Annotated in this window: 11 protein-coding genes, 1 tRNA gene, 1 pseudogene and 1 riboswitch; of the genes and pseudogenes, 8 read left to right on the forward strand and 5 right to left on the reverse strand. The window is 55.0% G+C overall.

Annotated features, from left to right (window positions below; all coding sequences use genetic code 11):
- Positions 1-771 (forward strand): flavodoxin domain-containing protein (locus AB5H98_RS10630; RefSeq protein ID WP_367925878.1); only part of this gene is annotated, 771 nt, incomplete at its 5' end.
- Between the two features lie 48 nt (positions 772-819).
- Positions 820-933 carry a rubredoxin-like domain-containing protein gene (locus AB5H98_RS10635; protein ID WP_367925879.1) on the forward strand — a complete coding sequence of 38 codons (114 nt, stop codon included), beginning with the start codon at positions 820-822 and terminating at the stop codon, positions 931-933.
- Positions 934-1,087: 154 nt separating this feature from the next.
- On the opposite strand, the gene AB5H98_RS10640 is transcribed toward AB5H98_RS10635, so the two are convergent.
- Positions 1,088-1,714 (reverse strand): nuclease-related domain-containing protein, encoded by a 627-nt coding sequence (locus AB5H98_RS10640; protein WP_367925880.1) that lies wholly within the window; start codon positions 1,712-1,714, stop codon positions 1,088-1,090.
- A 216-nt stretch (positions 1,715-1,930) separates the two neighbouring features.
- Here AB5H98_RS10640 and AB5H98_RS10645 point away from each other — a divergent pair.
- Positions 1,931-2,007 (forward strand) — tRNA-Arg (locus AB5H98_RS10645).
- Positions 2,008-2,123: 116 nt separating this feature from the next.
- The gene (locus AB5H98_RS10650; protein WP_367925881.1) at positions 2,124-2,501 is read left to right on the forward strand and encodes a PH domain-containing protein; all 378 of its coding nucleotides are present in this window, start codon (positions 2,124-2,126) and stop codon (positions 2,499-2,501) included.
- Positions 2,502-2,548: 47 nt separating this feature from the next.
- On the opposite strand, the gene AB5H98_RS10655 is transcribed toward AB5H98_RS10650, so the two are convergent.
- Complete coding sequence (locus AB5H98_RS10655) at positions 2,549-2,734, reverse strand: hypothetical protein (RefSeq protein ID WP_367925882.1); 186 nt, start codon at positions 2,732-2,734, stop codon at positions 2,549-2,551.
- A 393-nt stretch (positions 2,735-3,127) separates the two neighbouring features.
- Between AB5H98_RS10655 and ppk1 the strand changes: the two genes are divergently transcribed.
- The 3 genes from ppk1 to AB5H98_RS10670 all read left to right on the forward strand — a co-directional run bounded on the left by ppk1 (position 3,128) and on the right by AB5H98_RS10670 (position 8,696).
- Positions 3,128-5,200: a polyphosphate kinase 1 gene (ppk1, locus tag AB5H98_RS10660; protein WP_367925883.1), complete on the forward strand. Its 2,073-nt coding sequence runs from the start codon at positions 3,128-3,130 to the stop codon at positions 5,198-5,200.
- 194 nt (positions 5,201-5,394) lie between these two features.
- A riboswitch (Lysine riboswitch) is annotated at positions 5,395-5,561 on the forward strand.
- 87 nt (positions 5,562-5,648) lie between these two features.
- A complete protein-coding gene (locus AB5H98_RS10665; RefSeq protein ID WP_367925884.1) occupies positions 5,649-7,070 on the forward strand; it encodes an APC family permease in 1,422 nt (473 codons plus the stop codon).
- 3 nt (positions 7,071-7,073) lie between these two features.
- Positions 7,074-8,696, forward strand: a complete 1,623-nt coding sequence (locus AB5H98_RS10670; protein ID WP_367925885.1) for an amidohydrolase — start codon at positions 7,074-7,076, stop codon at positions 8,694-8,696.
- Positions 8,697-8,741: 45 nt separating this feature from the next.
- Here the strand turns inward: AB5H98_RS10670 and AB5H98_RS10675 are convergent, their stop codons facing one another.
- Genes AB5H98_RS10675 through ade form a run of 3 tightly spaced genes read right to left on the reverse strand, consistent with a single transcriptional unit; the run spans position 8,742 to position 11,361 of the window.
- On the reverse strand, positions 8,742-9,203 hold the full coding sequence (locus tag AB5H98_RS10675; RefSeq protein ID WP_367925886.1) for a hypothetical protein: 462 nt from the start codon (positions 9,201-9,203) through the stop codon (positions 8,742-8,744).
- On the reverse strand, positions 9,182-9,655 hold the full coding sequence (locus AB5H98_RS10680) for a C-GCAxxG-C-C family protein (protein ID WP_367925887.1): 474 nt from the start codon (positions 9,653-9,655) through the stop codon (positions 9,182-9,184). The genes AB5H98_RS10675 and AB5H98_RS10680 overlap by 22 nt, the downstream gene beginning before the upstream one ends.
- A complete protein-coding gene (ade, locus tag AB5H98_RS10685; RefSeq protein WP_367925888.1) occupies positions 9,652-11,361 on the reverse strand; it encodes an adenine deaminase in 1,710 nt (569 codons plus the stop codon). Before ade ends, AB5H98_RS10680 begins: the two co-directional genes overlap by 4 nt.
- Positions 11,362-11,580: 219 nt before the next feature.
- Between ade and AB5H98_RS10690 the strand changes: the two are divergent.
- Positions 11,581-11,798: pseudogene (locus AB5H98_RS10690) on the forward strand (heat-inducible transcription repressor HrcA); the annotation flags it as partial.

Consider the following 11,798-nt stretch of genomic DNA (forward strand, 5'->3'; position numbering starts at 1 on the left):
GTGCCCATGTTGCATTGGCCGGACAGCATGTACACGTATATTCCTGAACTGAAGGCGCTGTTCACTTGCGATAGCTTTGGATGCCACTACGCGGACGATCGGGTGTTTAACGACCTGATTGAGGGCGATTTCACCGAGGCCTATAAATATTACTTTGACAACATCATCGGTCCGTTTAAAAACCCGTTTATGCTCAAGGCTTTGGACCGCATTAAGGACTTGCCCATTGAGTTTGTAGGCAATGGCCACGGACCGGTGCTGCGCAGCAACATTCAGCATTATTTTGATTTGTATCGTACCTGGAGCACTCCGGTAGTGCGTGAGAAAAAGACCGTAGCGGTGGCTTACGTGTCTGCTTACGGTTACACAAAACAACTGGCGGAGTCCATCTGCGAGGGCCTGACCCAGAGCGGCGTGAGCGTGAAATGTTTTGATTTGGTGACCGACGACAATGCCCAGGCCAAAGCGGCCATTGCGGATGCAGACGGCTTTTTGCTGGGCAGCCCCACCCTGGTGGGCGATGCGCTGCCGCCTGTGTATGAAATGCTGGTAGGTCTGAATCCCATCATCCACAAGGGCAAATTTGCCGCTGCCTTCGGCAGCTATGGCTGGAGCGGTGAGGCAGTGCCGAACTTGGTTGCCCGTATGCAGCAGTTGAAGCTCAATATGCCGCTGGAGGGTATGAAGGTTCGGTTCAAACCCACGCAGACAGATTTGGATGCTGCGAAACAATACGGTTTGGCTTTTGGAAATGCAGTGCGTGGCGTTTAAGCGTACGTGCGTTTGTGTATACTATTCACAAAGAAAGGAGACTGCACTATGAAAAAGTGGCTTTGTACGATTTGCGGCCAAGAGTTCGAGGGTGACCAGCCTCCCGTACCGTGCCCTGTGTGCGGCGCCGGCGAGGAAGCCTTTGAAGAAGTAACAGAATGAGAAAAAACCGGCTCCTGCGTTTGCAGGGGCCGGTTTTGGTTGTGATGGACAGATTTGATTCGGCGATTTTGTGCACAGAACAAAAGCCCGGACACAGCAAACGTCCCTTTGCCCGGCATCCGGTCCGGGAAAAGGGACGTTCAAAAATGAAATCTTATTTCTTTTCCGTCACATAGGAACGCAGCGCTTTGCACACTGCCTCCAAATCGATTTTACGCTCCTGCAAAAAGCGGGATTGACCCAACAGGGAGCGGAACTCTTTGACGGTATAATGGCCGGTGCTCCGGGGCAGTGCCAGCGAGGCGGAGGGATTGGTAAACACGCAAACCGTCTCGACCGGAATGCCTTTGAGCTTGGCGCTGAAAAGAATGTCGCGCACAAGGCGTGTATCCCGCTCGGCTTCCAACATGGGGTTTGCGAAGGAGATGCGGTCGTCGTTTTTTACCTGCAGCCACATGGCGTCCCCTGCGCTGCCGTAAATGGAACCGCCGCGGCCCACACATTTGACGCACAGCAGCCCAAACGTACCTACAACAATGAAATCCAGATCCGCCAGTTTCCCGTCCTTGGCAAGGCATGCGGGTGCAATAAGCTGATACCCATTCATCAAAGCCATACGCCGCGCTGCACCCAGGGGTTTGTCGGCTTTTTTTGAATCGGGCAGATCTTTTGCTTTGCGGCGGCGCTGAAAAAATTCATTCTGCCACATGAAGTAGACCACGATGCCGATGCACAGAATGGCCAGCACTACAATGCCGGTGATCGTATACAGATTGTCCACGGAAAAACCTCCACAATAAGCCGTTCGGTCGGCTTTTTTAGTTCATTTTTAACAGTATAACAAAAAGTCGAGAAAAACACAATTGAGCGGGCGCATCCAAACAAAAGAATTTTAGGGAAAAAAGTGGATAGAGAAGATTTTTTAAAAAAGAAGTTGACTTTTTAGTTCGAGTATGCTATCATACTAAATGCACTCGAGAGTGTGAAAAGTAAAAATGCGCTGCTAGCTCAGTTGGATAGAGTGTTTGGCTACGAACCAAAAGGTCAGGGGTTCGAATCCCTTGCAGCGCACCAAAAACGGAGCAAGGCATCGGCTTTGCTCCGTTTTTATGTTTTGCACAAGATGAAAAAGATGGTATGATAAGGACAGGATCACAACACGCTGTGACAATCAAAGGAGGAGTAGAACGATGATCGACTTTAACAATGCCAGCTTTCTGAAACTGAAACCGGTGAAAAACGAAACGTTTTCTTCAATGATTGCGGAAATCCTTGTGGACGGTGAAGAAATCATCCAATCCTTCCAGAGCGTTCGGGACGGGGTAGTTTTTACCACAAAACGCATCTTTGCCATCAATGTGCAGGGAATCACAGGAAAAAAGAAGGATTTTACTTCTCTGCCGTACAGCAGGATTCAATGCTTCTCCGTAGAGACGGCCGGTGTGCTGGATCTGGACAGTGAATTGGAACTGTGGTTCAGTGGGCTGGGCAAGGTGAGATTTGAGTTTTTAAGCAACGCGGACGTAAAGGAAATTTGTCGTGCCATCGGTGGCTTTGTGCTGAAATAATCCGTAAAAAAGCGCCCCTTGTACAAGGGGCGCTTTTAGACGCTGTTTCAGTTTGCAGACATCTGTGTATAACATTGGCGGATGATGGTGTCGTATAAATCGTTGTAATATGCAAGGTAGGCCTTTTTGCGCTGCCGCTCCAGCCGATTTTGACGCTGAAGTTCTTTCCAGACGGCACAATCTTTGTGGCAGTTTTCATGATAGTGATCACAGTGAGAACGGCAGGGGATCATGGTGCAACACTCCTTGTCTTAAAATAAAAAACCGGCGGTTTCAGATAGGCAGAGCGCATAAGCGCCCCACACGACCCGAAACAGCCGGCTGTGAGGATTTTTGTTCAGTTGTTGGCCCATGGCCAGGGAAAACTCCACCGGGCATGACGGTTCAACTCCTTTGCTTTGCATGCTTTCATTGTAGCTTTTTTCACAGGATTTGACCAGCGAATTTGCGTGAAATCTTTGCAAAATTTGGGTGAATACTGGATTGCAAAATGTCTTTACAAAGATTTTGCAGTTCCTTTTCAAAAACATGGTAGAACAGTGGGTGGTTGTATGGTACTTTTTAATCAGGAAAATATGCCTTGGCGCGCGAGCGGCTGGCAATCTGGGGAAGGAAGAGAACCGAAGATGGAAAATGAATGCTTTGAAAACCGAGAGCTGTCTTGGCTGCGGTTTAATGAGCGTGTTTTGGAAGAAGCAGAGGACACACGTGTGCCGCTGTGCGAGCGTCTGTCCTTTTTGTCCATTTTTCAAAGCAATCTGGACGAATTCTTTATGGTGCGCATCGGAAGTCTCCACGACCAAATGCTTTTGGATAAGGACAGCCGCGAAAATAAAACCTATATGACCCCCGGTGAGCAAATCGATGCAGCCCTGCAACAGGTGCGCCTTTTGTGCCATCGTCGGGACGCTGCCTACGCTTCGCTGATGGAACTTTTGGCCGAGCAGGGCATCACCATTGTGGATTTCCACAGCATTCCTCCGGAGTCGGAACATTACCTGGAAACCATGTTTCGACGGGAATTTTTGCCGCTTTTGTCCACATTCATCATCGGAAAAAAACAGTCTTTTCCGTTCTTGGCCAACAAAGACATCTACGCCATTGCGGTTTTGAACACCAAGACCGAAAAAAAGAAAATCGGCATTGTGCCCTGTGCCAGCGGCCTGTTCCCGCGGCTGATTCCTGTGCCGGAGCGCACCGGCTGTTACATCCTGGCCGAAGAACTGATTTTGCACTGCTTGCCGATGATGTTCCCTGGCTATAAAATCACCAGCAAGACCTTGGCACGGGTGACCCGAAACGCAGACATCGATGCGGACAACATCTACGACGAAGAGCTGAACTATCGGGATCACATGGCCGAGGTCATTAAACTGCGCCGCAAACTGTGCCCGGTGCGCATGGAGCTGAGCCGCGCCATCGACATCGAAGTGATCGAGACGCTTTGCCGGCAGTTGAAGCTGGATACAAAGCGGGTGTATGAATACGATGCGCCGCTGGATCTGTCCTTTCTGTACAGGATCCGGGACGATTTGCGCGCCCGCAGCGAATTGTTCTATGCACCCCGCCATCCGCAGGACAGCCCCGAAGTGGACCTGAAGCGCTCGGTATTGGAGCAAATCGGTGAGAAGGATATTTTGCTTCACTATCCGTATCAAAGCATTCGGCCCTTCTTGCAAATGCTGAACGAGGCTGCCCGAGACCCGCAGGTAGTATCCATCAAAATGACGCTGTATCGTCTTGCACGAGACAGTAAGGTGGTGGCAAGTCTGGAGGAAGCTGCCGAAAACGGCAAGCAGGTCGACGTGCTTGTGGAACTGAAAGCCCGGTTCGACGAGGCCAACAACATCGCCTGGAGCCGCCGGCTGGAGCGGGCAGGCTGCCACGTGATTTACGGCATCAGCGGCATGAAAGTGCACAGCAAGTTGTGCATCATCACCCGAAAAACACCGCAAGGGGTGCAGTATATCACCCAAATCGGAACCGGTAACTACAACGAGCGGACCAGCCGGCTGTACACAGACCTGTCTTTGCTCACGGCACGCCGGGAAATTGGCATGGAGGCGGCCGCTGTATTCCAGGCGCTCACCCTGGGCGAGACCGTGGACCACACCCAGCACTTGCTGGTGGCGCCCCACTGTTTGCAAAACAAACTGTTGGACATGATCGATGACGAGATCTGCAAAGCCCGTCAGGGTGGCGATGGATATCTGCGCATCAAAATCAACAGTATGAGCGACAAGACCCTCATTGATAAACTGATCGAGGCCAGCCGCGCCGGCGTGCGGGTGGACATGATCGTTCGGGGTATCTGCTGTTTGCGCGGCGGTGTGCCCGGCTGGACCGACAACATCCACATCATCAGCGTGGTGGGCCGGTACCTGGAGCACTCCCGCATTTACATTTTCGGCAGCGGCGACAATGTGCGCGTGTACATCGGCAGCGCCGACTGGATGACCCGCAACACCCTGCGCCGGGTGGAGGTGGCCACGCCCGTGTACGACGAAAAGCTGAAACAACGGCTTTTGCGCATCTTTGATGTGATGTGGCGCGACAACCGCCAGGCCCGGGATCAGCAGCCCGACGGAAGTTACGTGCGGCGCATGCCCAACGGCGAGCCGCCGTTGGCTTGTCAGGATTGGCTGTACGACGAGGCCTATCGTCTGGCCGGCCGTTCGGTAGAAAAAAGCGAAAATTGATTGAAAAGTCATTGGGGCGCTCCGGCAAAATGCGGGGCGCCTTTTTGGTACGTAGTGCGATGCAGCGTACAATTTTTTTGGTAATTTTGAATGTGTTTTGAAAAAACGGCAGCTTCCAATTTGATTTTTTTTACAAAAAAAGGAAAAAGGGGTGGACAAATCGGTTTTTGGTGTGATATAGTGAGCCAAACAAAAAAGTTGATAGAGGCGCGGTACGGAAGAGTAATCGGCGGAGGGGACACCCTGTGAAACCGATAAAAGGCCAAACCGCCGAAACGAACGGCCGGGTGCGGAAGTTCAGTTGGGCATGGGGAGAACATCTCCATGACTCCTGCCGAAAGGCAGAGGAGCTATCGGTGAAAATGGAACGCCCGTTTTTGGGATCTGTGAAGTTGCATCGATGGATGCAACTTTTTTTGTACAGATTTTGGAAAGGGGCGTTTTTTCAGTGAACGAACATCGAAGCACACACACCATCCAGGAGCTCACTTCGGAGAAAACCGAACTGCGGCGCGAAGTGGGACTGTTCGGCGGCATTTCGGTGCTGGCTGGCATCATGATCGGGTCTGGCATTTTTTACATCGGCGGCATCGTGCTGCAGCGAAGCGGCATGAGCCTGGGGCTGGCGCTGCTGGTTTGGCTGGCCGGCGGTCTCATCACGCTGATGAGCGGCATCTGCTACGCCGAATTGGGCGCTATGATGCCCAAGGCCGGCGGAAGTTACGTGTATTTGAGAGAGGCGTACGGCGAACGCGTGGCCTTTATGAGCGGATTTTCCAATTTTGTGCTGGGTTCTTCCGGCTCCAATGCCGCCTTGGCCGTGGCTTTCTCCGCCGCCATTGCCAGCATGATGCCTTCCAGCGGCTTTGCCCAGAACCAGGTGGCACAGAAAGGGCTGGCTGTGGGAATGATCCTTCTGCTGACATTGGTCAACATTTTCGGCATCAAGCTGGGAAGCGCCGTCCAGAATCTGTTCATGGTGCTCAAGATGCTGCCCATTGTGCTGATTTTGGTCTGCGGGTTTTGGATGGGCACCGAGACCCCCAGCTTATCCATCGTGCCAACCACTGCTCCCAGTCTCACGGAGATCTGCGGAATGATTGCCTTTGGTGTGGTGGCCACGATGTGGGCCTATGAGGGATGGACCAATCTCAACGGCATCGCCGAGGAGATCCGCCGCCCCAAAAAGAATCTGCCGCTGGCCATTCTCGCCTCCATCATCGGAGTCACGGTGCTGTACGTGCTGTTCAACTACGCGGTGTACCGGGTGCTGCCCTACGACACCATCGTCTCCATGATCGACAGCGGCAACTACTATCTGGGCACCGAGGCGGCCAATCGGCTGTTCGGCAGCGCCGGGGGCCTGGTCGTGGGCGCGGCCATGATTTTGGCCATTTTCAACTCCCTCAACGGCTGTGTGATGGTCTTTCCCCGCACGTACTATGCCATGGCCCGGGACGGCGCATTCTTCAAAGGCATGGCAAAGCTGCATCCTGTGTACAAGACTCCGGTCAATGCGCTGATCGTCTCGGGACTGGTGTCGGTGGCGCTGGTCTGCACGCGGAATTTGAGCCAATTGACCAGTCTGGTGGCGTTCTGCGGCATGGTTTTCAACGGTCTGACCTTCTATGCGGTGATTCGACTGCGGAAAAAATATCCGGATATGGAGCGGCCTTACAAGGTGTGGGGCTATCCTGCAATGATCGTCGTCATCTGCCTGATCATGGTGGGGCTGATGGTCAATACGTTTGTAGAGGACCCGCTCACTTCGGTGATCGGACTGGTTGTTCCGGCCGTGGGGCTGGTGCTGTATGAGCTGGTTTTCCATCGGGGGCGCAGGCCTCTGGTCAGCGCGGAAAGAGAGGTGTGAGCAATGGGTGCAATGGTGATTTACAATGCAAAGGCTTATTTGGAACGGGGCCGTTTTGCCCAGGCTCTTTTGATTCAGGACGGAATCATCCGGGCAGTGGGCAGCAACGAGGGAATCCTCGCCGCCGCGCCCGACACCGCCCAGCGCTTGGACGCGGGCGGCCGGACCATTGTGCCGGGTTTTAACGATTCCCATCAGCATCTTCAAATGGTGGGAGAGCTTTTGGGCAGCATCCAGCTTTTGGGCGCCGACAGCATCGGCGAAGTCAAGCGCCGGGTCCGGGCGTTTATCAAGGCCAACCGTCCCGCGCCTGGCACCGTGCTGCACGGCATGGGCTGGAACCAGGATTACTTTGGAGATGAACACCGGCTGCTGACCAGACGCGATTTGGACGAAGTTTGCAGCGAATATCCCCTGATTCTGGAGCGGGCCTGCGGCCACATTCTGACAGCGAACACCGCCGCCATGAAGCGGGCGGGCATCACCGAGTCCACGGCGCCTGCGGAGGGCGGTGCCATCGACCGGGACGAAAATGGTCGTCTGACCGGAATTTTCCGGGAGAACGCCTGTCAGCAGGTGCTTTGCATTCGCCCGCCGCGCACGGCCGAGACCGTAGCCGCACAACTGCGCCGGGCCATGGACCACGCGGCTGCGTGCGGCGTGACATCGGTCCAGACCATGGATTTGCGGCCCGCTGACTGGCGCATTACCCTAAAGGCTTACGAGATGGTGCAGCGCCGGCCCACGCTGCGGGTCTATCATCAGTGCAATTTCATGACCCCGGCAGAGTACCAGGCCTTCCTGGATGCGGGCTACCGCACGGGCATGGGCGACGCCTTCCACCGAATCGGTCCTTTGAAACTGTTTGTAGACGGCAGCTTGGGTGCCCGCACCGCGGTGATGCGCCAGCCCTACCGGGATGAGCCGGGCACACGGGGCATCGCCACGCTCAGTCAGGAGGAGTTCAACGAACTGGTGCAGATGGCGGTGCAAAACGGTTGCCAGGTGGTGACCCACGCCATTGGGGACGGAGCCATCGAACAGGTGCTCAACGGGTACGATGCGGTGTGCCGAAATGGAGAGAATCCTTTGCGGCTGGGTGTGGTGCACTGTCAAATCACAGACCGACCTTTGCTGGAGCGGTTTGTCAAAAACCACATTCTGGCGCTGGTGCAGCCCATCTTCCTGCATTACGACATGACCGTAGTAGAAGACCGGGTGGGCCGGGAGCTGGCCTCTACCAGCTACGCCTTCGAGACCATGCGCCGGCTGGGCATTCGCACCAGTTTCGGCACCGATTCGCCGGTGGAGGATATGAACCCCATCGACAATCTGTACTGTGCAGTGACGCGGAAAAATCTGAACGGCGGGCCCACAACAGGTTTTTATCCCCAAGAGTGTATGGACATCTGCGACGCGGTGGACGCCTACACGGCGGAGAGTGCCTATGTGAGCTTTGAAGAGAACGTCAAGGGCCGTATCCGTCCGGGATACTACGCGGACCTGGTGGTGCTGAGCGAAGATATCTTTACGCTGGCGCCTGACGATTTGAGAAAGACAAAGGTCGATGCCACTTTGGTGGATGGGCGGTTTGTATATCAGCGTGTGGGCCACACCTTATTATAAAAGGGTACGAAAAAGCCGGAGACCTTGGAGGGTCTCCGGCTTTTTTTATTTCAGCAGGTTGTGCTCCACAAACTCCAGCACTTTTTTCTGTGCGGCCGGGCACAAAAGCCGCGGCAACCGCGTGAGAAGCAACCATACAAGCACTGTGGCAATCGCCAGCACCCCGGCTGCGGCACAAAGCGCCTTTTCCGGCGCCGGGCAGGCCAGCGCCGCGGCCAGTACCACGACCCATACAAGCGCGGCAACATAGCGCAGCACGCGGGACGTATGCGGGTCCAGCCCGAATTTGGCGTGGATCACACAGCCGGTTTTGGCCTGTTCCACCGATGCAATCAAACACAGGCCACGGGGTTTTCCGGCGCCGGGCGCCCAGGCCAGCACAAATCCGTCCCGCACAGGACGGCTCTCCACTTCGCCTGCGGCCGCGCCCTTGCGCTGCATCTGCCGGGTGCCGTGACGCACCCGGTCCAGCACCTCGCGTCGGGTCAAAGCGCTTTCGAATTGCATGACGGCACCTCCCTCAGATATTCTTCCAAAATATCGGCCGCATACCGAACCAGCTCCGGGCAGGGCCGCTTTTCATAATATTCCGGGGTCCTTGCCTCCGATTGAGGCGTGATTTCTACCGTGTCCAGACCCAGCAGCTCCTTGCACACAATGCTGCCGCTGCGCTGACGGAAGGTGTCAGCCAGCGTTTGAATCGCCGCATAGGTCGCGGTTTTTGCCTGGGGGTCGTCCGGCGTGCCATAACCGCGCAAAAAACCATATACAAAAGTCATTCCGCTGATACAGCCGCACACTTCCCGCAGGCGGCCGACGCCTGCTCCAAATCCGCTGATCATTTGGGCCACGGTCTCCACCGGAAGCCCCAAATCGCCGGCAAAAGCACAGGCTACCGACTGGGCGCAGTTGTAGCCCGAGTAAAACAGACGATGCGCCTCATCGCCGTGGACACTCATGCCTCTTCCTCCTTTATCTGTTCGAACCGCACTACGTCAAACAGGCCTTTGTCGGTCAAGCGAAGCTCAGGAATCACAGGCAGAGCCAAAAAAGACAGACTGGTGAAGGGGTCTACATGATAGGGAATGCCCATTTCAGAGGCTTGTTTCAAAATGGCGGCAGTGGATTTCTGAATGGTTTCCCAGGGTTCCGTGCTCATCAGACCGGCCAGTGAGAGAGGTACCTGTCCCAGCACTTTTCCGCCCGACACCAGAACATACCCGCCGCCGATGGATTTCAGATGGTTGATGGCCAGAGCCAGATCCTCGTCGTTGTCGCCCGCGGCGATCACGTTGTGGCTGTCGTGGGCCACGCTGGTCGCAATGGCTCCGCCGCGAATGCCGTATCCCTTCAAAGGACATACGGCGATGCCGCCTGTGCGGCCATGGCGCTCCACCACGCACAATTTTGTGTACTCCTCATTCGGCCGGAACAGCCCATTTTCCGATGGAACCGGCTCCACCACATGCTTTGTGGCAATCTGATAAGGAATCATTTCAATGCAATGGGCGGTTTTTCCCACGGACAGGCGCAAATCCTCAGGTCGCACGTCCTTGAAGTGCACGGTGTCCAGCAATTTTTCGGGCACAGCAACGTCTTTGCAACAAGCGAGCGCCTGCTGCACAGGGACGCCGTCCTTGTAAACCTGTTCTACCTTGACCTTTTTCAGGCTGCTCAGCAAAACCAGATCCGCCCGGTATCCAGGCGCCACCGCGCCCAATTCTTGCAGTCCATACACCCGGGCCGCATTCAACGTTGCCATCTTGATGGCAGTCACCGGGTCCATGCCCAGCCGAATGGCCTGGCGCACGTTCCAGCGCACATGGCCTTCCCGGGAGATGTCATCCAGATGCTTATCGTCGGTGCAGAACAAGAACCGGTCCGCCGGAAGCTTCGAGTCCAAAAGTCCGTTTACAAGCGCCGTCAGATTCTTGGCTGCGCTTCCTTCCCGCACCAGAATGGCAAGCCCTGCCCGCAGTTTTTCCGCGGCCTCGGCAAAACTGGTGCACTCGTGCTCTGTGCGCACGCCTGCGGCACCGTAAGCCTGCAGCTCCTTGCCGCTCAAGCCCGGCGCATGTCCGTCTGCCGGTTTGCCCGCCTTATGTGCAGCGCTCAGTTTCTCCAAAATGCTGTCGGCTCCAGCCACAACGTCGGGATAGCACATCACCTCGCCCAGGCCCAGCACCCGGGGATGGCTCCAGAAGGGCGCCATATCCGCGGCCGTAAAGTCCGCGCCGTTGGTCTCAAAGGCGGTGGCGGGAACACTGGATGGCAGCATCAGATATACGTTGAGCGGAAGGTGCTCGGTGGAGTCCAACAGGTATTGTACCGCCGGCGCACCGCACACGTTTACGATTTCATGCGGGTCCGCGATCAGCGTGGTGGTGCCGCTTTTTGTCACAAGGCGCGCCAGCTCAAAAGGCGTCGCCATGGTGGATTCAATGTGCAGATGTGCGTCAATAAACCCAGGACACAAAAACTTGTCTGTGCCGTCTACCTCGGTTTCTCCTTCGTAGGACCCCAGACCGACCACGTAGCCATCTGCTACGGCTACGTCCGTTGTGACGATTTCTTCGCTGAATACATTGACTACGTTTACATTTTTAAATACAAGATCCGCTTTGACGCGTCCCATAGCCGCGTCGATCCGTTTTTTCTGATCCATCTTATGAGCACCTCCGCTGGGTCGTTTTTCTTATCATATCATATTCTTTGCTCACTTGGTAGGCTAAACCTTTGGCTGTATTTGTGGATAAATTGTAAAACTTGAAAAATTTTTCGCATTTTGGCCGAGAACCCTTGACATAATAAAAAAGTGTTGTACAATAATTTTAGCACTCGAGGTTATAGAGTGCTAAAAGCAATTGAAGGGAAGGCGGTGCAAATGCCCATTGACGATCGAAAACAACGAGTGCTGCGGGCGATTGTATCGCTGTATTCAGACGATGGGGAGCCGGTAGGGTCCGGACTTCTGGCCGAGCACTTCGGCCGGGCGGTCTCCTCGGCCACCCTTCGCAATGAAATGGCAGCGCTGACAAAGCTGGGACTGCTGGAACAGCCGCATACATCGGCTGGCCGGGTGCCCAGCGCCAAGGGTTACCG

The organism is uncultured Ruthenibacterium sp. (assembly GCF_963558415.1).
Lineage (GTDB): Bacteria > Bacillota > Clostridia > Oscillospirales > Ruminococcaceae > Ruthenibacterium.